Consider the following 20982-nt stretch of genomic DNA (forward strand, 5'->3'; position numbering starts at 1 on the left):
TCGCCACCGCTTGTGCTACGGCATGCTGCACCGACTGCCTACCGCTTTGCAGGTTATGCCGGCTTTGATCGACTATCAGGATCGGGTTATTCACCACAGTACCGAGCAGAATTAAAAACCCCAGCATGGTTATCATATCAAACGGCTGGTGAAAGCCACCCAGCCCAACATGGGCCAGCATACTGCTGACGCCATTAACGGCGGTTAAACCGACCAGCGCGCCAGCCAGGCCCAGCGGCACTGTGGCCAGAATAAACAGCGGGTAGCCCCAGTGGCTGAAAATGGCCACCAGCAGCAAATAAATTAGCAGCACCGCCACCGCAAAATTACTGCCCAGTGCTGCACGGGTTTCATCCAGCTGATCTGATGCCCCGGAGATATCCAGTGTCACGTCGGTGCCGATAGCACCGTCACGCTGCAGCTGCGGCACCAGTTGTTGCTGCACGGTCGCCACTGCGGTTTCCAAAGCGACTGAGCGCGGCGGAATAATGTACAGCGTTACCGTACGGCGGCCATCAACGCGGCGCAGGGTATCGCTGTCAGCCACTTCGGCTAAGTCTGCCAGGCTGCTCAGCGGCAGCACTGCGCCACCCGGCGTCAGTACCGGGGTTTGTGCCAGCCTGGCCAGGCTTTGCTCATTACCGGCCTTGCTGAACAGAAAAATATCCACTTTGTCATCGTTGACAAAAAACTCGTCGACAAAGGCACCGTCACTGAGCGCTGACACCGCAAAACCAAAATCGGCGGCGCTGAAATTAAGCTCGGCTAAACGCTGCCAGCGCGGGAGGATCTCTACCAGCGGCTGATCCAGCGACAACGACGACGGTTCAGAGTTAAGCTGCGGCTGATCAAACAACTGACCAGCAGCCACATAGGCGGCATCAGCAGTGGCATACAAGCTGGCTAAATCGGGGCCGGAAATGTCCAATGCTACGGCGCGGGTGCCACCGTCGTTGCTGCTGATAATGGAGCCACGTGATGAGAATGCCCGCATACCGGGGTACTGGCGGAACAGCGCCGTCATGGCGTTCATCATCGCTTCAATATCGTCTGAGCGCACCGGCTCGCTCAGCACGCGGATGCGGCCCACCGACACACTGAGTGAATAATACTTCAGTGCCGGCATACTGGTGTCACCGCGGTCAAAATCGGCCGGGTCGCGCTCAACCTGCGCGCTTAAGTATTCACGCAGTTCTGTGGCAATACCGGCCATTTCTGACAGGTTATACCCCGGTGGCGCTATCATCGACGAAAAGGCTTTAGGCTCTTCCCCTTCCGGCAGATATTCGGCCGGCGGCAGCAAAAACCAGGCAGCACCGAGCGTCAGCAGTACCGTCGCCAGCAGCGTCACACGCCGGCGCAGCCGGCTGCTGATAATGCCATTGACCATGTTAAGCAATATGCCCGGGGGCTGGGCAGCGTCAGTTTGCTGCATAGCCGAGCGCTTGCCAAAACCCAGCCTGGCAATAGCCGCCGGCACCACCAGCACCGCCACCAACATAGAGGCAATGATGGCAGCACCGATGGCGATGGCAATATCAGAGTACAGCTGACCGGCTTCCTGCTCGACAAACAATATCGGCACAAATACCAGCACTGTCGTCAGCGTTGACGCCAGCACCGCCGGCCAGACCTCACGTACACCGGCAATAGCGCCCTCTATTCTGTCCAGCCCGCGCCGACGCGCCTGCTCGATACTTTCCAGCACCACTATGGTGTTATCCATTGTCATACCGATGGCAAAAGCAATACCGGCCAGCGAGATCACATTGATGGTGCGGCCAAAGGCCAGCAAGCCTAAAAACGCCGCTATGGTACAAATGGGTACCCCCATCACACCCACCAGCGTGGCGCGGCCGGAGCGTAAAAACAAAAACAGCACCAGGGTTGCCAGCATGGCGCCCAGTGCCAGGTTGGTCCAGACATTGGCCACCGAGTCTTCGACGTAACGCACATCATCACTGATTAATGTCAGTTGCAGGCCATTGGACGCCAGCATATCGCTGTTGATTTGTGCCACCACCTGCATCATCTGCCGCTTGATATCAATGACGTTAGAGCCCGGTTCGCGCCGTACCGATAACCCCAGGGTGCGTTCACCGTCGGTGTAGGCCAGATCGCGCACTTCAAAGTGGTCCAGCTCAATGCTGGCAACATCTTTTAACCGCACCTGCATATCACCTTGCTGGCTCAGGATCAGGTTTTCCAGCTCTGTCAGCTGGTCAAAGCGCCCCACCATCCGCAGCAGATAACGGCGTTTTCCGCTGTCGATATCGCCGGCTGAACTGTCACGGTTACGCTGGCGTATTGCATCACGCACCTGTGTCAGGCTGATACCGCGCTGTGCCAGCCTGGCCGGGTCAACCCGGATTTGCACCTGACGCTCAGCCCCACCACTGACGCCAACTTCAGACACACCCGGCACCCGCTCCATCCGTGGCCGGACATAGTCTTCGGCGTAGTCACGCAGCATATCCATATCCAGTGTCAGCGGGTTACCACGCAGTGGCATCAGGCGGAAGAACATAAAGGCATTGTTGGAAAACGAGCTGCTGAACAGCCTCGGCTGATCAACATTTTCCGGGTAGGACGGTACCTGACTCAGTGCATTGCTGACGCGGATCAGCGCTTCATTGACATCGACGCCAAACGGAAACTCCAGCTCAATTTCGGCCGAGCCGGTACTGGCGCGTGACACCATACGTTTCAGGTTAGGCAGCGTGCGCAGATAGCGCTCCTGTTCAATCAGAATTTCTTTTTCCACATCCTGCGGTGTCGCCCCGGGCCAGCCGGTGACAACACTGATGGTGCGCACTTCCAAATCGGGGATCATCTGTACCGGGATACGCAGCGCGGCCACTATGCCCAGTACGCAGATAATCAGTACTGCAACCGTCAGTATGGTGCCACGGCGTATACCGGCATCGAGCATAGGTTACTCCTTATCCTGTGCCAGTACCTGCACACGCTGGCCATCGCGCAGCGTCTCGTTGCCGCGCACCACCACAGGTACCTGCTTTGGCAGGCCGGATAAAATTTCTACCCCTTGCTCGGTGCTGCGGCCAAGCTTCACCAGATGGCGTTTGGCCGTGTTATCTTCAATGCTGAATACGCTGAAGTTACCATCAGGGTGGCGCAACAGCGCATCGGGCGGAACCACCAGCACGGTGCTGTCATCACGCTCAAAGAACAGTGTTGCGCTGGCTGAGCTGCCCGGCAGCAATTGCTGCCCGCCTTCGCTAACCTGTAACCGGGCAAGAAAACTGCGGGCATTGCTATCGCCAACCGGCACGGCAGCCAGTAAGGACGCACTAAGTGTGACGCCGGGGATCAAATCAGGCTTAACGTCAATACGCCGTAACGACGACAGCTCGGTGAAATACTCTTGCGGTACCTGCACATCCAGCAGCAAAGGGGACAGGCTAACCAGTTGCAGTACCGGTGTACCCAGTGCCAGCCATTCGCCAACATCGGTAAAACGTTTGGCGACAACACCGGCAAAAGGTGCGGTAAGGGTGTGGCGGACCAGTATTTCCTGCTGTTGCGCCACAGCGGCTTTAGCCTGCTGGCGCGCAGCCTCAGCCTCGGCCAGAGCGGCCTGGCGCAGACTCAGTTCACTTTGCGGAAATAACTGCTGCGAAATCAGTTGCTCTGCTTCACCGACCAGCCGCTGCTGCTCGTCATAACGCACCTGAGCTGCATTGAATGCCGCCTGCAGCTGCGCCAGCTCGTGCTCTGCCACAGCGGTATCAAGCTTGAGTAAAGGCTGGCCCTGATTAACGATACTGCCAGCGTCCACCAGCACCCTGGCGACTAAACCGGCAGTGCGGCTGGATAGCTGCGCATCCTGTTTTGCTGTCAGGCTGCCACTGAGCACCAGTTGCTGCGCCAGCGCATTTTGTTGCGGCATCACCACCCGCACCGGCACACTTTCCTGCGCCTGCAGCAGCCACACTGTGCAGCAGCATCCTAACAACAGCAACCTCAGCCAAGCCATACGCCACCTAAATAAGAATTGTTCTTGTTAAGGCAGTATGACGCAAACCACGCTTCAGATCACTTTTTTCTGATTTTTTACCACTTTAGCCTGAGGGCGCTGTCACCAGCTAAGTGGATTTAAACGGTAAAACCGGCTCAGTTCTGTATACAGCCCTGGATGCTGCCGCGATAACAAACCGGGTTGTTCGAAGAACACTTCACTGATTACAGCAAAGAACTCTGCCGGATTTGTCGCGCCATAATGATCAAACAAGCTGTGCTCGCCCAGGCTTGCCTGGCGCTGCAACGTTGCAAACTCAGAGGCCATCACGCCGGACCAGCTTTGATAATCGCTGCTGCGCTCCAGCAGTGGTGCACCGTTAGCTATGCCTTTTTCCTGATCCAGTTGGTGGGCAAATTCGTGGATCACCACATTACGGCCATCACCGGGGTTAGCGGCACCATCAAGCGTATCGGCCCAGCTTAAAATAACCTTGCCCTGCCCCCATGATTCACCCGATAACACACGGCGCTGTTCATGCAGCACGCCCGCAGCATCGGCGCTGTTGTTACGCACAATAAACGCGGCGGGATACAGCAGAATTTGTTTCAGTTTAGGGTAGTAATAATCCGGCCGGTTCAGCAACAGCAAACAGGCCTGGGCGGCGATGGTCACGCGCATTTCGTCAGTCACTGTTAGGCCATCGCAGCCAATAAAGTCTTTCTCAGCAATAAACACCTGTATATGTTTTTTCAGCTGCAGTTGTAAGTCAGCAGGCAAAGCCCTGAAGTACGGCAACCGGCGCTTTAAGATGTCACGCCACTGAGCCGGGAACGGCCGCGCCATAATGAGGCTGCGCTGATAACGGCGCCAGTAGGGCAAGCCCAGTACCAGCGCAATAATGGCTGCGCCGAGTAATACAGTAAACAGGATTGCCACACTTCACCTCGCGTCATGACAGCGGTATGCTGCAAACTTAATGTGGCAACGATGGCGGTTTTTCAAGCTGCCCGTAGCAGACAATGCCGCCAGCTGAACTCTGCGGCACTTAACGCCTCTAACCTGCAGTGATAAGTAAGGAAAAGCGATGTTTCAGTTATTTAAAACCCTGCTGGATAAAGTAAACGATGGCCTGTCAGCACCCGCAGGCACCACGAACTCTTATGGCCTGAATGAGACGGAGCTGGCCTGTGTCAGCCTGATGCTGATGGTAGCTCATGCTGATTTCAGCAGCAGTGACAGTGAGCTGGCTATGGCAACCGGCTATGTCAAACACGAGTTTTCCCTGACTGACAGCGATGCTGCCGCTGTGGTGGCGTTGGCAGACAAACAGGCACAGGACGCAACCTCACTGCACCAGTTTACCAGCCGGCTAAAGCAGTTAAGTTACGACGCCAGACTGGCGTTACTGGATAACCTGTGGCAGCAGGCCTATGCCGACGGCGAGCTGGACCCGAATGAAGAAGCCATGCTGCGCAAAATTGCCGATTTACTGTTTATCCGCCACAGCGACTATATTCAGGCCAAATTGGCGGTATGTGGTTAAACTGGTCTGCGGGTTGACGTAACAGGTTCAGGTTAGAAAAACCGGTTCAATCTTCCCGCTTGTGAATAACTTCACCTTCTATCACGGTATTAGCGGATCCGGATGATGGCCCGGCATTCCCCTGCTGGCGCTGCTGCCAGGCTTTAATTTTAGCGCGGTGGCGTAGCAGCAGAATCGGGATCAGGATCCAGCTTAACAGCAGCATAAATACCAGTACGGCGACGCCGACAAATAACATCAGCCCCAACATCAGCCAGGCCAGAATACGTTGCAGCGGCCCTGCGCTTTGACGACGGGCAAACATCTGCTGCCACTGACTGCTTTGCTGTTTAAACGAAGAAAACATAGCTACCTCAATTCTGGTTTTACCGCATAACGTTATGCGATAAAACCGTGCTGCGTCACAGAACCAAGCCTGTAGCACTGACGCTGAGCACAGACTTAACCTGACAAAACTGCCCGGCAATACAGCCTTAGTGTGGGCGCTGCGAATGAAGTTCAACACCTGTGCTGCCGATTGCTATACTTGCAACAGTTTCGCCCAATGGACTTTAGCTATGCGCTTTGTGTTACCACTGACGGTATTATCGCTAAGTGCGCTGGGGGTTTGCCCCCAGCTGTTGGCGGCGGGCCTGGTGCTGGGTACCCATTCGCCGGTTGATGGCAACAGCAGCCAGCAACAGATTAACTGCATTATGCAGCAGATCCGCCAACCCTATACACTGCAGGTCATGCCATGGCGCCGGGCCCGGCAGGAAGTAAAAATGGACCGGATTGACGGCTATTTCACCGCCATGCCACATGACGAAATGAACGAATTCGCCCAGCTTTCAGCACCACTGTTTCTGGAAAACTGGTACTGGTTCTGGCATCCGCGTCATCCCGGACCGGACAGTACTGACCGTATTCGCTATGGTGCCATACTGGGCAGCCATCAGGCTGACTGGTTAGCGCAGCATGAACGTAAACCCGAGGTGGAAGTAAACGATTTGGCACAGCTGGTGCAGCTGCTGAATATTGGCCGTATCGACATGCTGCTGGCCGATCTGGATGATTTTAACGACGTAGCACTGCGGCTTAAAATCGACAGTGCAGAATTTAAACAGCGTTTTTTCCGCTATGTGCCACTTGGCGTTTACTTTGCCGACAAAACCCTGCAGCAAAGGCCTGGTTTTATTGCACAGTTTAACGCCGCAACCCATTTATGCGCCTCGGCACCTTTTGCATTGTCTGCGCCCGAGCAGCAATTGATCCTGGACACTCTGTTAGCCGATGTGCAGCAACTGGCCGCTACACCACTGCTGCGCCAAAGCCTACAGCAACATAACCAGCCCGAGGTGGATCTGTCAGCCTTGCTATTACTGGACTCGCAGTGGCAACAGCAGCGGCTGGCAGAGCCAGCAGACAGTGTGGCAGCGAAGATGCTTAACAGCGCCACATCAAAAGCGTTGCAACAATGGCAGACCAAGCACGCAGAACGGGTGACCGAAGTTATTCTGATGGATCAGCATGGCGCAAATGTCGCTATCAGCCGGCTGACAACCGACTACTGGCAAGGCGATGAAATGCCGTTTCTGGGTGTTTTCCAGCAACAGTCCGGGTATTTTATTGACGTGGTTGAATACGACCAGTCAACCCGACGTTTTCAGGTAAAACTGAGTGTGCCGGTCACCGACGGGCAACAGCGCCATATAGGTGCACTCAGCATCGGCATCGATGTTGAGCGTGCCTTAGCAACCAACTGATGTATCAGTAAGACTTACCAAAGGATAAATACACCGAGCTGTTCTGCCGGATAAAACTGCGCTCGGCGTGACCATAACCGAGATATAACGGGCCAAAAGGGGTATCCCAGCCAACAAACACACTGCCAGCCCACAACCAGTCAGTGGTGTCATCTGCCTGCTCTTCGCCAAATACGTTAGCTTTTACCCGGCCCCGTTCCAGCGAGCCACCGATATACAAGGGCGCATTAAAAAATGAAATCTGTGGCTGGTTAATCTGATACAGGTAAACGAAGCTGCCAAACTGAATATCAGAACCATACAGCAGATCCGCCGGGTAGCCAGACAGGTTTAAAAAGCCCCCAAGTGAGAACTGATCAAAAGAAATAGCGGTTTCATCGGCTTGATGGCGATCAAAATACCAGCGTGTTCTCAGTACATGCGGATGCCAGCTTTTCGCAGCCAAAAGCTCAGTGGATGTCCGCGTGCTGTCGCCCTGCAATGTCAGGGTATTATCTGTACTGCGCCTGACGCTGGTCGCCAGCCGGATGCCTCTGCTTGGGAAACTGCGGCTATCCAGCGTATCCCAAATCAGTTGCAACTCTGGCCCGCGGCTACGGTAATCCAGCGTAGCGCTGCCAAACTGCTCCGCCAGGTAACCGGGCATGGTAAGGCGGCCATTTTGCCAGCCCCAACCCAGCGTCAGCTCGGCGTGGTCAGAGATATTCCAGCCCAGCTTGGTTATGGCAAGATTACGGCTGTTGCGCAGTTCACCTTCAGACAGCCCGCTGTCACTTTGCAGCACCTGAACTTCCCGCCGGTGGCCAATCCCAGCTAACGCAAACAAACCACTGTCAGCAAAAGGCAGGTAAGCCTCGGTGTATAGCGATTTGTCATTACCCAGTCCGAGCGTGGTATGCCATTCAGCGCCCCAGCGGGTTAAGTTAGTCAGCGTATAAGCGCCGGCCAGCTGATACTGGTGGGTATTACGGAAATCGTCTTCGAGCTGAAAATGGAAATTCAGATACCCCGGCCCCCAGGATTTTTCCTCGGCACGAATATGCAGCGTGTTGCTGCCATCCGCTTCAGTGATCAGTTGCTGTGATACCCGCTCAAACGTATCCACACCATACAGCTGCCGCAGTCCTTTATGCAGCTTACGGGGGGTATACGCGTCGCCGCGGTTAAATTCCAGCCGGCGCAGCAACAACCGGTCATCCAGCCGTGAGATGTTTTCCAGCTCAATATTGTCGATCGTAATAGCCGCATCGGGTCTTGGCAAAAATGCCTGACGCCAACCGGCATACCATTGTGGCTGACTGAAACTTGCCAGCTGCGGCTGTGCTGCCTGCGCTGCGGCGCGACCAGCTGTTACCGCCTCATCGATACGTTCAAATGCCAGCGTAGCCACACCTTCGGCAACCGGGCTAAGCAGCAGGTCGTCTTCGTCCAGTAACTGCAGTTGCTGCTGTACACCGGCTCTGACTAAAAAGGCGGTCAATTGATGTGTTACATTCAGTGCCGACATCATTTGTTGTTTATTCAGCAGCGGGGCGTCGATACTGACTGCAATGACCCGGTCAGCCCCCAGTTGTTTTGCCACACTCACCGGCAAATTGTTGACCACACCGCCATCGACCAGCAACCTGTCGTCCAGCTCCATCGGTGCCACGACACCGGGAATGGTCATCGATGCCTGTACAGCCTGCACCAGACTCCCCCTGTCCAATACAACCTGTTGCTGGGTTAGCAAGTCGGTAGCGATAGCGCGAAACGGCACCGGCAGCGTGTCAAAATGCGCCTTGTTAGACGTTGTGCCGTACATACTCTGCAGTAAATCTGCCAGCGCCTGGCCAAACAACAAACCTTGCGGCAACTTGATGCCGTCGGCAGATAAGCCTAAATCAACGTTCAATGCAAACTGATCGCTATGCTCTTTGCGCCGCATCGGCATTTCATCACGGTATACCCTGTCTCTGAAACCTTCGGCCCAGTTTGCCGCCGCAAGCTTGGCGCTGATCTCACTGGCGCTGAAGCCACTGGCATACAAGCCGCCGATAAAAGCCCCTATACTGGTACCAACCACCAGATCAACAGGGATCTGTTGCTGCTCAAGCTGCTCAATCACTCCCAGGTGTGCACCACCTCGGGCGCCGCCTCCGCCTAGCACCAAAGCAACGCAAGGCCGCTGCTGCACTTTCGCCTGACGGCAGATATCGTCTGCCTGCACGGCGCTTGGCAGCAACATCAGCGACAGCACCACCTTCAGTAATACTTCTCCCGCTCTCATCACGCTCTCCCTGTCGCATCAGCGATGTATTACAACAGCTTATCGTTGAGACGATGCTGAGTTGTTGCTATTGTTAGTCAAAATACTCAGTGTGATACCTTCTGGCATGCCTGTTTCTCTGACTACAATACCCGGTTCCATAATTTCTCTGTATTACGGCACTGTAGCCACAGCAGACCCATTGCAACAACATAACCCGGCACCGGCCTCCAGACAGGCAGTCTTATGCTAGCCTTTCGTTCGCTGCGAACCAAATTAATTCTGCTTATGTTGCTGATGCTCAGCCTGCTGGCTACCGCCGCCGGCCTGGCAACACTGAATACCATGAAACGCGACAGTGAAGAGCAGGCCAGGCATATTCTGAATGTTGCCGGCAAAGTCTTACTGGAGACTCTGAGTACCAGAGCGCAACAACTTCGCAGCAGTTCACAGGTATTAGCCACCGACTTCGGTTTTCGTAACGCGGTCGCCACCGCTGAACAGGACACAATAGAGTCCGTTCTCGCTAATCACGGCAGCCGGATTAATGCCAGCCTGATGCTATTGCTCGGCACAGATGGGAGCTTATTGGCAAGCTCAGAAGCCGCTATAACAGCACAGGATATTGCACCGCTGTTTAATCAGGTGCACTACAACGATGCAGCACCGGTATCGGATATTCAGCAACTGGCTGGCAGACCCTATCAGCTGGTGCTGGCACCGGTAAAAGCGCCACAGCTTATTGCCTGGGTGGGGATGGGCTTTCCGCTTGATACCCCTTTAGCCCGCCAGATCGAGGCGGTAACCGGGCTGGATATCAGCTTTGTCGGTCAGAAATCTGATAATTACCCGGTATTCACCTCCACGCTGGATACACCGCAGCAACAGCTGCTCGGCACCTTGCTACCGCAACTGATGTTACAACCAGGTACAGCATTAAATGACCGGAACCAGGACTATATTTCGCTGGCGCTACCGCTTGATCAGCAGCAGCAACTGTGGGCAGTACAGCACCTGCCGAACCAACGCTGGCGCAGCAGTTATCAGGAGTTTCGCCAGCAACTGCTGCTGATCTTTGGCGCTGCATTATCATTAACGCTGCTGGTGGCGTTTGTTTTTGCCCGCAGCATTACCCAACCGCTTAACAGGCTAAGTCAGTTTGCGCAGAGTATCGGCCAGGGCGCAGTTGCCGCGCCACCACCGGGTGGGACCGGAGAAGTAGGTGTTTTAAGCCGTGCACTGGTCACTATGCAACAACATATTTCCCAGCGTGAGCAACAGCTGCGTTTTAATGCCGAGCACGACAGTCTGACCGGCTGCTATAACCGTTTTGCGGCAGAACGTCTGTTGCAACCCTGGCTCGACAGCGTGGATGGCAGCCTGCTGCAAATCAATATTCAGCAATTTAAAAGCATTAATGACGTGCTGGGGTTTAGCAACGGTGATCTGTTGTTGCGACAACTGGCACAGCGGCTCAGCCAACTTGTACCCGAGCCACAACTGCTGGCCCGTCTGGGCGGTGATGAATTCTTACTGTTGTATGATCGGTGTCTGTTATCTGCAGAGGTGCAGCAGTTGCTGCACCCGCTGCTTAGCAGCTATACCCTGCAGCAGTCAGGTATTAATCTGAAACTGACTACCGGTATTTACAACTTCACTGCAGGTCAGCTCAGTGCAAATGATGCACTACGCCGTGTCGATATAGCGCTGGACAACGCCCGCAGAACAGCACAGGGCATAGCCTTTTATCAGCAGGGCCAGGACGAAAGCCACCAGCGCGAGCTGACACTGATACGCGATCTGCCGGAAGCGCTGAACAGCGGTCAGTTTTTTGCCGTTTATCAACCTAAAGTGGATATTCAGCGCCAAAGTTGCAACGCGGCAGAAGCGCTTATTCGCTGGCAACACCCAGAATTGGGCTTTATCCCGCCGGATCAGTTTATCCGCCTGGCTGAGCACTCTGGCAATATTGGCCTGATCAGCTGCTGGATGTTGCAGCAGGTTATTAAACAGGCAGCACACTGGTGGCAGCAAGGCATAGCAATGCAACTGGCGGTTAATTTGTCAGTGTATGATCTGCTAAACCCCGAGTTGGCAGATAACATCAGCTCTCTGTTACAGCAGTATCAATTACCCTCTGCTGCGCTTGCATTGGAAGTAACGGAAAGTGCCGTGATGGAAGATGCCGAAACAGTGATAGCCCAGCTACACCGGCTGCGAAAACTGGGTATCAGCCTGTCGATTGATGACTTTGGCACGGGCCAGTCATCACTGGCCTATTTAAAGCAACTACCGGTCGATGAAGTAAAAATAGACCGCGCCTTTGTCAAAGATATTGAGCACAACAGCAATGATGCATTAATTGTCAGTGCTACGGTGCAACTTGCGCACAGCCTGGGGTTTTCTGTTACTGCAGAAGGGCTGGAGAATAAAGCCGGTCTGGCATATCTGAAACAATGCGGCTGCGACAAAGTGCAGGGTTATTACTTTTCGCGCCCACTGACGCCGCAGCAGTTAGAACTTTGGTTACAGCAACTACCGCAGCAGCTGTCAGGACAAAGTGCCGCCGGAGCGACCAGCTGACAGCTAAGTGAATATTGCCTCATTGGCGCTGCGGCATAGCAGCTACCTGACCGGTTAAACGCATACTTAATTTGCGGCTTAACGGCGCAAAAATAAACACCAGAGGAAATGCACAGGAATGTGCGTACAGGTAGGCTCTGAGCCAGGCCTGAAAAAAGCCGCTAAACCAACCCAAATTAATAAATGTCAGAATGCCTGACATCAGAAATGCCATAAAGCCTGACATAATAAAAGCAAACAATATTGGCTGAAGACGCGCAGGCAGCATAACTGGCTCCGGGAATAATGTGGTTTAAAAGGGTACGACTTTAGCATAGTTTTATACCGGGGCGGTTTACCTGTCGTCGAAGCGCTGTTATAACACGCCATTTTTCGACATTGATACTTTAAAGCGCAGGAGCTTTTATGCACAACATCGTTTTTCTGGACGCGGGTTCAATGGGCGACACAGACTTATCTGTGTTAGCAAATGGCGATGTTGCACTACAATGCTTTGAACATACCACGGCAGAAGACGTCGTAAACCGGCTGGCTCAGGCCAGTATCGCCATCGTGAACAAAGTACAGCTGAGCGCTGCAGCGCTGCAGCAGTTGCCTGAACTAAAACTGATTTGCATTGCTGCCACCGGCGTAAACAATGTCGACCTTGACGCGGCAGCACGGCTTGGCATCAGCGTGTGCAATGTCAGGGGCTATGCCAATACGGCAGTGCCACAACACGTTATCGCCCTGCTGTTGCAACTGACCAATAAAATATCGCAGTATCATCAGGCCGTAGCAAACGGCCTCTGGAGCCAGAGTAAACATTTTTGCCTGCTGGATTATCCGGTCACTGAGCTGGCCGGTAAAAATTTTGTCGTTATCGGCTACGGTGCGCTGGGTCAAGCCAGTGCACAGCTGGCAAAGGCTTTTGGTATGCAGATTATCGTGGCCGAACAGCCGGATGCCACCAGTTGCCGTAGCGGCCGGGTGCCGTTTTTAACAGCTTTAGCGCAGGCAGATGTGATCTCATTACACTGCCCGCTGAACGCACAAACAGAAAAACTATTTAATCAGCAGGTATTTGCAGCAATAAAACCCGGTGCGCTGCTGATCAATACTGCCCGTGGCGGGCTGATTGACGAAGCCGCCCTGCTACAAGCGTTGCGACTTGGCCAGTTGGGCGGCGCAGCGCTGGATGTCTTGTCACAGGAACCACCACCGGCGGATCACCTACTGCTGCGCTCAGACCTGCCTAACCTGATTGTTACACCGCATATGGCCTGGGCCAGTGCTGAGGCGCGCCAGCGCATGGTAGTGCAGTTAAAACAGAATATTGAGGCCTTTATCAGTGGTAAAGAGCTAAACCGGGTATAGGCTCCGCCTGCAATACCGGCTACACTGCGAAGAAAATACTCATATGCGCACGCCACCATTATGCCGCTAATCATCTTACTGTTACTGCTGTGCAGTTTTGCTGTGCAGGCTGAATCGCTGTCATCACGTATGGTCGATGCAGCCGATAATGCAGAGCGGGTCAGCAATCAGTTATTGTCAAAGCCCGCAGATAGCTTAACCGCTGAGGACTGGCTGGTGCTGACAGAGGCTCAGCTGCGGCTGCGTAATAAAGATGCCGCTATGGACGCCGTCGGCCATGTGCTTGAAGCAACTGTTCAGCCTTATCTGCAGGCGTACGCTTACCTTTTAAAGGCACAGATTTATGGCATTTTGTACAGAGATACAGTTATTGCCATTACGCAGCTGGAGCGGGCAGAGCATCTGCTGCAACACGCTGAAGATGCAGCCAGCCTGGCGTTGTACAGTGACGTTCTGCAGAATTTTGCTCAGGCTTACAATCAGCTCGGTAATATTCCACAGGCGCTGCCTTATGCCGAGCGCAGTCTGGCGCTGGCGGTTAGGCAACAGCAACCCGAGGCAGAACTGAAGGCCCGTATCACGCTTGGCAGGCTGATGCTGCAGAACAATGCTTACAGCCCGGCTTATCAGCAACTGAATCAGGCGCTGATACTGGCGACGCAATTGCAGGATGACGACGCCCTGGCCTCGATTCATCTGCGCCTCGGTATGGCATACCGTAAGATTGAATATCACAACCAGGCATTACAGCATTTGCTTGAAGCAAAACAGCGCTATCAGCAGCTGCAGCGGCACTCCAGTTATACCTATACGCTGATTTACATCGCGGAAACGTATCTTGAGGATAGCCAGACGGCAGCTGAAGCCGCCGCTTATCTGGATGAAGCGCTAAAGCTGGCGCATGAACAAAACGATTTATTGCGGGTTGGCATAGTAACGCTTGGCCTTGGCAGGCTGGCGGTGGTACAGCAACAAGAAGAGCTGGCACTGCAGTATTTCAGCGATGCACTGCAGTTATTCCGACAACAGCAGGTACAAACTTATTTGCAGGAAACCAGTCTGGCGCTGGCCGATTTACTGCTACAACGCCAGCAACATGCGCAAGCTAGCCAGTTAATGCTGGAAATCGCGCCGCAAATACCACAGGCTGCAGCTTACCTGCGCTATCGTTTTCATGATCTGTCAGCCAGGCTGTTTGCCCATCAGGGAGATTGGGGGCAGGCTTATAATAACAGCCAGCAGGCCAGCACCCTGCGCTTTGAACAACTGGCAGAGCAAAGTAAGTTGCAGCTCGATCTGATCAATCAGGGCCTGCAACACGCCCGCTCAGCACCGGCAACCGATATAGCCGTCAGCACACTGACAGAACAACATCTGCGCCAACGGCAGTATATTTATCTGCTGGTGGCACTGTGCATGCTTCTGGCTGCCGCCTTACTGGTTGCAACTGCAATACTAAGGCGACGCAATAAAAAACCACCCAGCGAGCTACAGCAACAAGGCAGCTGGAGCGGCTTCTGTCAGCGTTTGCAGCAACTTTCCGCCAAAGCCAATATCAGTGTGCTTGCTTACAGTCTGGACAATAGCCTGCAACTAAAACAGCAATACGGCGAACAACAGCTGCTGGCAGGCTTGCAGCAGTTTCAGCATCAGCAGCCCACACCCGTGCTGGCCAGTTGTGTGTATGATGATGTGCTATGGCTTGCCATCCAATCTGACGCCGAACACAGTGTCATACAACAGACACTGGCACAGCAATTACGCCAGATGTTGCCAGAGTCTCTGGCGGCTGAACACTTGATCAGTTTGCACCTGCCGGTATCTGAGCTGCTGGAGACGCCCTGGCTGACGAAAGAAATTAATGCGTTGCGGGAAGCTTTGTGGTTAAGCTGGGCACTTTGTAGCCGGCATTATACAGAAGCGCACAGCAGCCAGCTTTGTCTGATGGCATTGCATAGCAGGCAACAGCGGGCGTGCGAGTGGCGCAGTAATATGGTCAGACAGGATTTGCTCAATGCCATCCGGCTTGGCGGTATTGAACTGACATGCAACAACACGTTATTGCCGCCAACTGTGGCGGATCAACTCACCTGAGAGCCTCACCAGCCGTCAGCAGCAGCTCTGGCGGCAACTCGTAACGCACCATTTTCCGCGCTCTGGGGCTGGTAAAACTCAAACTGACCGCCTGCAAGGCCAGGCCTGACGCGTCTTTATTATTTTTGCCATATTGTGGGTCACCCATCACCGGGTGACCTATGTCGGCAAAATGACGCCGGATCTGATGTTTACGGCCACTTATCAGCTCTATATCCAGCCAGCTTTGCTCAGTATTGCTGTCGTAGTGGCGCAGAGAAAACCGGGTCAGGCAGGCTTTGCCATCAAGCGGCGCCGTGATAGTACCCTGCTGCAGCAACGCAGCTGATAATTGGCCCTTCACACGGATAAGGTATTGTTTACTGATCTGATGCTCTGCAATAAGTTTGCTCAGTGCACCGGCCGACTGTTTGCTGTGCGCAAGCATGACCAGGCCACTGGCTTCACGATCTAAACGATGTAGCAAAAATACCTGACGTTTAGCGGCAAAATGCTGCTCTGCTGCACGCAGCAGCGACAAATGGTCGCCCCATTCGTTGCCCTGCGACAACATACCGGCAGGTTTGAACCAGATACTGTATTGCTGCTGCTCACTTATCAACTGCGCGCCGTCACAACTGCGCTGTAATATATCAGCATCATAATGCAACTGCAGTTGCTGGCCACTGCGCAGCACAGTTTGTGCACGGCGCAAGCGCTTTTGCGGTTTGCCACTTAGCAATACCGCCCCCTTTGCCATGGCATCCTTCAACCGGCCTTTGGACAACTCAGGTACCTGCTGGCTCAATAAATCAATCGCCGTAATACCCTCTTGTGCCACCAAAGTGCGTACCAGTTTCATTGCTTTACACATCCTTTACGTTGAAGTTCAGCCAAAATTCATGCCGCCAGCCTGTAATAGTAACAAAGCAAACGGAGAATCTGTTATGAAAAACATCAAACTGGGACTGTTAAAATGCCTGCTACTGGCACTCATTCCACTGGGTAGTGTTGTAGCTGACGATAGCCGCAGCGTTGAGACATTCAGCGCCACCGCGCCGGCACAGCTGCAGACCAGACAAAGCAGTAAACTAAACAGCGTAGTAACGCAGGCTTATCAGAGCCATGTCTGGTTTCACAGTGTGGATATTTATCTCAGCGGCGATATTAACAGTAACGGCTATTACCACAGGTTAGAAGTTGAGTTTGACGCCGATACTTCTGTTCCTTATCAGCAGGTATTTGCCGAATTTACCTTGTTACCCACCTATGGTGCCGAGCGCCTGTATTACACCAGCAGTGTGTTTGAGCTGTTCCGCGAGAGCAGCGATGACTGGCTGGCTGTTGACACTGTACTCGATCAGCATTTTGCCGCGGATGATTATCTGCTGACGATTCGTCTGTTTGATGCGCAGACTGGCTACCTGCTGGCAGAGATTTCCGGCTTTGATGACAGTAGTCTGGATTATATTCCACTGGAAGATTATGGCCGTGATAGCTACCACGAAGATAGCTCTTCGGTCGAAGTATCGGCAGGTTCAACTGGTATCCTGGCGCTGCTGGCATTATGCTTACTGCAATGCCGACGTTTTGCCAAAAGGTCATCCAAAGCTGAATGAGACTGTTACTGTGTCTGCTACTGTTAAGCCCGTTGTGTCAGGCTGCACCTTTACGACTCATGCTGCAGCCATCGGCACAGCAACTGCAATTCAGCTACCGGTTTGATCTTGCCGGATACCCGCAGCAGTTGAGTTTCAGCTTAGATAACAGCAGACTGAACGCGCACTTTCGTCAGTTCCGGGCGCTGAAACCGGCACTGCTGCAGCAATATCTGTGGCGTGATTTGCGGGCCCATGTTGCTAAATACCCGGGCGCACGGCTGCAGCGACTGCCTGGCAAAGATGCTGTGCGTTACAAACTACTGGTTGCAGACAACAACCTGCTACATCAGCTCGACACAGAACTGCAGCAACTGATGTCTGAGCGCACAGCATTCTACCTGCAACAGCAATATTATTACGTACAGGATCTGCCCTGGAGTGCTCAGGCGATTATTCCGGATCACCAACGCATTATGCAGGACAGCCTGCAGGATTTGCTGCCGGTGGCCACGGCATGGCACGAGAAACTGGCCAATGTCCCTACGCGGCAATCTCTGCTTGCACTGAGTACCTGGATACAACAGATCCCTTATCAGGACTTATCCGACCGCCAGCGTTCATCCGGTGCCAGCTTTAGTCCACCGCTTAAACTGTTACAGGAAAACCGCGGCGACTGCGACAGTAAAGCTGTATTGCTGGCCGCCTTGCTCAGAATGCTGTTGCCTGATGTCAAACTGGCGATGGTGTATCTGCCACAACATGCTGTGCTGGCTGTGCAGCTGCCGGTAACGCCTGATGACATGACTGTCAGCATAGAGGGCCGGGATTACCTGCTGGTTGATGCCACCGGCCCGGCGCTGCTGACACCAGGCCAGATTAGTGAGGAATACCAAATATTTACTGAAAGCGGCCAGTTCGGCTATCAGCTACTGTGAAGACGGCGGCTGCCGTAAACGGCTTATCCGCTCAAACACATCCTGCCAGCCAAACGGGATACGCCGTACGCCCTGAGAGCGGCCCTGTGACAGCCGTTCAACATGCACCAGTAAACGGTTAAAAGGTGTCAGCGTACGCAGCCGGTACCGGTACTGCATTGCCACCAGCAGCAAGCTTAATAGCAAGGCATAGCTGAACCAGTGCCAGATAAACTCTTTCAGGCCAGCGGCAAACAAGCTGGTTTTCTGCTCCAGCAACCCCAGTGACCAGGGCATAGTGTTCAGCCGCTGGATCTGCAAAACGTGCTGATCAATGTCTTGCGGTGGTTGTGCCAGAGAACTGTTGATCAACTGGCCCGATTGATCAAGTAACACGAAATCTGCATCGCTATGTTGCTGGTATACAGGTGCCAACAAAGGTTCCAGTGCCAGGGCGAACACGAAGTGCCCGAGTTTCTTATCCTCAGCGTATAGCGGCAGCATTACAGCAGCCTGCTGCGGCAGGAATTCGCTAAAAAATATCTGCCCCCGCTCGTACGCCGGTTCAGGCATATTCTTTTGATACCATAGCAACAGGTGATCAACGATATAATCAGACCATTTCGTCTGCCCGTTAAAGGCAAAACCCTGCTCAGAGAAATAATACATTCCGACCAGGTGTGGCTGTGTTTCAGCAGCCAGCTCAAAATATGGCTGCAGACGCCATAACATCAGCCGCTCTGTATCAACACTGCCCTCAGCTGTAGTTATTGCCACCGGATTATCGCTTCCATCGCTAAGCTGCAACAACAGCAAGGATGCATCAGTCTCTACTGCCGGTAAGCTCATTTTCAGCAATGACGCACGACGCACGGCCTCCATAAAAGCCAGCACAGGAGTAAACTCACTGTCGAGCTGATTACCAACAGCACTTAACCTGAACTTGGTTTGCAGCACATTGTCGTCGAGGCTGCGGATATAATGCACAACAGCACCTAAAGCCGATAACAACAGCACTAAGATAATACCCAGCAAGGTACTGCGCCGGTATTCAATATAAATGGGATTTTTCATGCAACTCCTTTTGCATATGAGAATGAACTGACGTTTAAATACAAAACAAAAAGCCTAGTTGAACTGCATCATTAGTCAACCAGGCTTTAATTTCAACCTATTTGTTATAAATTTGTTTCAGCGAAAGATGCCAACCGGCTACGCACTACACCATTCAGATTGATGGTAGCACTGCCTTCAAAGTTCTTAAACCGCTCAACAATGTACGTTAACCCAGACGTAACCGCTGTCAGGTAATTGCTGTCAATTTGCGACAAGTTGCCGGAGCAAATCAGCTTTGTGCCCTCGCCGCAGCGCGTGATAATGGTTTTCAGCTGTGCCGCGCTCAGGTTCTGACACTCGTCCAAAATCACGATAGCATTCTGAATACTCCGGCCACGCATAAAATTGACCGACTTAAACTGAATATTGGCCTTTTCCATAATGTAGTTAACGCTGGCGTGCGGGTGTTCATCGGTTTTATGCAGTACTTCAAGCGAGTCAGTAATTGCCGCCAGCCAGGGCGCCATTTTCTCTTCTTCAGTGCCCGGCAAGAAGCCTATTGATTCGGCAATCTCCGGCGTGTTGCGGGTAACAATCACTTTGTCATACATGCCTTTTTCAATCACCAGTTCCAGTGCGGCCGCCAGCGCAATCAGGGTTTTACCGCAACCTGCCGGGCCAGTTAGTACAACCAGATCGATATTGGGATCCATCAGCGCCTGCATCGCCATCGCCTGATAAACATTTTTAGGGTGTATACCCCAGGCATGGCGGTGCATCAGACGCTCGTAGCCAAAATCCAGAATACGAATTTCTTTGTCAGTGATCGCAACCACTTTACCGGCAAAGCCTTCGGCTTCATCAATCAGATATTCGTTAATATAGGCATTTGGCAACACACTGCGATTAACATAGTGGTAAGTCTCGCGGCCTTCGTTTTCGCTGCGGCATTCGCCGACCTGGCTCCAGAAATCACCACTGAATTTGTAATAACCTTTGTATAGAAAGCGCACATCATCAATCAGCTGGTCAGTGCGGTAATCCTCTACCAGCTTTAATCCGGCACCTTTGGCTTTAAGCCGCATATTTATGTCTTTGGTAACCAGAATAACTTTGGTTGGGCTTTTTTCTTTTTGCAGATATAACGCGGTATTGATAATCAGATGGTCATTCTCACCGCCGGGCAAGCCGGGAATTTCATCAGTAATATGATGATCATTAACAATAATAAGGTGGCCACCCTGTTTCTGCTCACCTTGTCTGGGCACCGGCACCCCTTGTAGCATTTGATCCGGCGAGGCATCTTTTAACACATCTTCTAACGCACGAATAGCAACCCTGGCATCGCGGCTGACATCCTTATTCCGGTCTTTGATATGGTCAAGTTCTTCCAATACCGTCATCGGGATAACAACGTCATGTTCTTGGAAGTTTAGGAAGGCAAAAGGTTCGTGTAGCAGGATGTTTGTGTCGAGAACGTAGATTTTCTTTTCTTTACTTTTTCTTCGCGCCATACGGCTCTCCTCTTCGCCTGACCCAGGCCACTTACCTGTGTCATAAAACAAGCATAGTGCAACTGCCGGAGTTTGTCTGAGCCAATTACAAAATATGCAGCTGGTTCAGATACATCAATAATGTGACGCCGGGCTATGTCAGTTTAATGACAAATCAGCGCTATTACAGACACAAATTCAGATGCAGCACGGACTGATTCCTAGTACCATAGCGCCCCCGTTTTAGCTGATAGGTTACCAAATGAAGTTTGCGCTGGGACAACGCTGGATTAGCGACACAGAATCCGATTTAGGTTTAGGCACTATTGTTGCGCTGGAAGGGCGTCATCTGACACTGCTGTTTCCGGCCAGTGGCGAGACCCGCCTC

17 protein-coding genes are annotated in these 20982 nt (G+C 53.0%); 8 read left to right on the forward strand and 9 right to left on the reverse strand.

Going from position 1 to position 20982, the window contains the following annotated elements:
* The 3 genes from VIN66_RS08805 to VIN66_RS08815 all read right to left on the reverse strand — a co-directional run.
* Positions 1–2932, reverse strand: a 2932-nt coding sequence (locus VIN66_RS08805; protein WP_331923629.1) for an efflux RND transporter permease subunit, incomplete at its 3' end; no start/stop codon positions are given.
* Positions 2933–2935: 3 nt separating this feature from the next.
* Positions 2936–3955 (reverse strand): efflux RND transporter periplasmic adaptor subunit, encoded by a 1020-nt coding sequence (locus VIN66_RS08810; protein WP_331923630.1) that lies wholly within the window; start codon positions 3953–3955, stop codon positions 2936–2938.
* Positions 3956–4099: 144 nt separating this feature from the next.
* Positions 4100–4918, reverse strand: a complete 819-nt coding sequence (locus VIN66_RS08815) for a M90 family metallopeptidase (RefSeq protein WP_331923631.1) — start codon at positions 4916–4918, stop codon at positions 4100–4102.
* A 148-nt stretch (positions 4919–5066) separates the two neighbouring features.
* On the opposite strand from VIN66_RS08815, the gene VIN66_RS08820 reads away from it, so the two are divergent.
* Positions 5067–5525, forward strand: coding sequence for a TerB family tellurite resistance protein (locus VIN66_RS08820; RefSeq protein ID WP_331923632.1), 459 nt, complete (start codon positions 5067–5069; stop codon positions 5523–5525).
* Between the two features lie 46 nt (positions 5526–5571).
* Here VIN66_RS08820 and VIN66_RS08825 read toward each other — a convergent pair whose 3' ends face one another.
* Entirely contained in the window at positions 5572–5871 is a 300-nt protein-coding gene (locus VIN66_RS08825) for a hypothetical protein (RefSeq protein WP_331923633.1), read from the reverse strand.
* Between the two features lie 211 nt (positions 5872–6082).
* Between VIN66_RS08825 and VIN66_RS08830 the strand changes: the two genes are divergently transcribed.
* Positions 6083–7270: a hypothetical protein gene (locus VIN66_RS08830; protein WP_331923634.1), complete on the forward strand. Its 1188-nt coding sequence runs from the start codon at positions 6083–6085 to the stop codon at positions 7268–7270.
* A gap of 4 nt (positions 7271–7274) precedes the next feature.
* Here the strand turns inward: VIN66_RS08830 and VIN66_RS08835 are convergent, their stop codons facing one another.
* Positions 7275–9539: a patatin-like phospholipase family protein gene (locus VIN66_RS08835; RefSeq protein ID WP_331923635.1), complete on the reverse strand. Its 2265-nt coding sequence runs from the start codon at positions 9537–9539 to the stop codon at positions 7275–7277.
* A gap of 225 nt (positions 9540–9764) precedes the next feature.
* Between VIN66_RS08835 and VIN66_RS08840 the strand changes: the two genes are divergently transcribed.
* Positions 9765–12101 carry a putative bifunctional diguanylate cyclase/phosphodiesterase gene (locus VIN66_RS08840; protein WP_331923636.1) on the forward strand — a complete coding sequence of 779 codons (2337 nt, stop codon included), beginning with the start codon at positions 9765–9767 and terminating at the stop codon, positions 12099–12101.
* Positions 12102–12120: 19 nt separating this feature from the next.
* Here VIN66_RS08840 and VIN66_RS08845 read toward each other — a convergent pair whose 3' ends face one another.
* Positions 12121–12369 (reverse strand): DUF2798 domain-containing protein, encoded by a 249-nt coding sequence (locus VIN66_RS08845; protein ID WP_331923637.1) that lies wholly within the window; start codon positions 12367–12369, stop codon positions 12121–12123.
* A gap of 137 nt (positions 12370–12506) precedes the next feature.
* On the opposite strand from VIN66_RS08845, the gene VIN66_RS08850 reads away from it, so the two are divergent.
* Both VIN66_RS08850 and VIN66_RS08855 read left to right on the forward strand, forming a co-directional pair.
* Entirely contained in the window at positions 12507–13457 is a 951-nt protein-coding gene (locus VIN66_RS08850) for a D-2-hydroxyacid dehydrogenase (RefSeq protein WP_331923638.1), read from the forward strand.
* A gap of 60 nt (positions 13458–13517) precedes the next feature.
* Complete coding sequence (locus tag VIN66_RS08855; RefSeq protein ID WP_331923639.1) at positions 13518–15551, forward strand: hypothetical protein; 2034 nt, start codon at positions 13518–13520, stop codon at positions 15549–15551.
* On the opposite strand, the gene VIN66_RS08860 is transcribed toward VIN66_RS08855, so the two are convergent.
* The gene (locus VIN66_RS08860) at positions 15544–16392 is read right to left on the reverse strand and encodes an RluA family pseudouridine synthase (protein WP_331923640.1); all 849 of its coding nucleotides are present in this window, start codon (positions 16390–16392) and stop codon (positions 15544–15546) included. The genes VIN66_RS08855 and VIN66_RS08860 overlap by 8 nt on opposite strands.
* Before the next feature lie 85 nt (positions 16393–16477).
* On the opposite strand from VIN66_RS08860, the gene VIN66_RS08865 reads away from it, so the two are divergent.
* Both VIN66_RS08865 and VIN66_RS08870 read left to right on the forward strand, forming a co-directional pair.
* Positions 16478–17149, forward strand: coding sequence for a choice-of-anchor H family protein (locus VIN66_RS08865; protein WP_331923641.1), 672 nt, complete (start codon positions 16478–16480; stop codon positions 17147–17149).
* Entirely contained in the window at positions 17146–18066 is a 921-nt protein-coding gene (locus tag VIN66_RS08870) for a hypothetical protein (RefSeq protein ID WP_331923642.1), read from the forward strand. The genes VIN66_RS08865 and VIN66_RS08870 overlap by 4 nt, the downstream gene beginning before the upstream one ends.
* Here the strand turns inward: VIN66_RS08870 and VIN66_RS08875 are convergent.
* Together VIN66_RS08875 and VIN66_RS08880 are read right to left on the reverse strand one after the other, a co-directional pair.
* Positions 18058–19119 (reverse strand): hypothetical protein, encoded by a 1062-nt coding sequence (locus tag VIN66_RS08875; RefSeq protein ID WP_331923643.1) that lies wholly within the window; start codon positions 19117–19119, stop codon positions 18058–18060. The two genes, VIN66_RS08870 and VIN66_RS08875, sit on opposite strands and share 9 nt — an antisense overlap.
* A 104-nt stretch (positions 19120–19223) precedes the next feature.
* On the reverse strand, positions 19224–20615 hold the full coding sequence (locus VIN66_RS08880; RefSeq protein ID WP_226766451.1) for a PhoH family protein: 1392 nt from the start codon (positions 20613–20615) through the stop codon (positions 19224–19226).
* Positions 20616–20856: 241 nt separating this feature from the next.
* Between VIN66_RS08880 and VIN66_RS18850 the strand changes: the two genes are divergently transcribed.
* A partial coding sequence (locus VIN66_RS18850; protein WP_414709885.1) for a hypothetical protein occupies positions 20857–20982 on the forward strand: 126 nt, incomplete at its 3' end.

Origin of the sequence: Rheinheimera sp. (genome assembly GCF_036568245.1) — a bacterium.
Lineage (GTDB): Bacteria > Pseudomonadota > Gammaproteobacteria > Enterobacterales > Alteromonadaceae > Alishewanella.

Excerpts from the sequence above, each read along its gene's own strand:
- VIN66_RS08870 (WP_331923642.1), top strand. The coding sequence starts at position 17,146 with ATGAGACTGTTACTGTGTCTGCTACTGTTAAGCCCGTTGTGTCAGGCT.
- VIN66_RS08865 (WP_331923641.1), top strand. The coding sequence starts at position 16,478 with ATGAAAAACATCAAACTGGGACTGTTAAAATGCCTGCTACTGGCACTC.
- VIN66_RS08825 (WP_331923633.1), bottom strand. The coding sequence starts at position 5,871 with ATGTTTTCTTCGTTTAAACAGCAAAGCAGTCAGTGGCAGCAGATGTTT.
- VIN66_RS08855 (WP_331923639.1), top strand. The coding sequence starts at position 13,518 with ATGCCGCTAATCATCTTACTGTTACTGCTGTGCAGTTTTGCTGTGCAG.
- VIN66_RS08850 (WP_331923638.1), top strand. The coding sequence starts at position 12,507 with ATGCACAACATCGTTTTTCTGGACGCGGGTTCAATGGGCGACACAGAC.
- VIN66_RS08875 (WP_331923643.1), bottom strand. The coding sequence starts at position 19,119 with ATGAAAAATCCCATTTATATTGAATACCGGCGCAGTACCTTGCTGGGT.
- VIN66_RS08840 (WP_331923636.1), top strand. The coding sequence starts at position 9,765 with ATGCTAGCCTTTCGTTCGCTGCGAACCAAATTAATTCTGCTTATGTTG.
- VIN66_RS08880 (WP_226766451.1), bottom strand. The coding sequence starts at position 20,615 with ATGGCGCGAAGAAAAAGTAAAGAAAAGAAAATCTACGTTCTCGACACA.
- VIN66_RS08835 (WP_331923635.1), bottom strand. The coding sequence starts at position 9,539 with ATGAGAGCGGGAGAAGTATTACTGAAGGTGGTGCTGTCGCTGATGTTG.
- VIN66_RS08820 (WP_331923632.1), top strand. The coding sequence starts at position 5,067 with ATGTTTCAGTTATTTAAAACCCTGCTGGATAAAGTAAACGATGGCCTG.
- VIN66_RS08860 (WP_331923640.1), bottom strand. The coding sequence starts at position 16,392 with ATGAAACTGGTACGCACTTTGGTGGCACAAGAGGGTATTACGGCGATT.
- VIN66_RS08830 (WP_331923634.1), top strand. The coding sequence starts at position 6,083 with ATGCGCTTTGTGTTACCACTGACGGTATTATCGCTAAGTGCGCTGGGG.
- VIN66_RS08845 (WP_331923637.1), bottom strand. The coding sequence starts at position 12,369 with ATGCTGCCTGCGCGTCTTCAGCCAATATTGTTTGCTTTTATTATGTCA.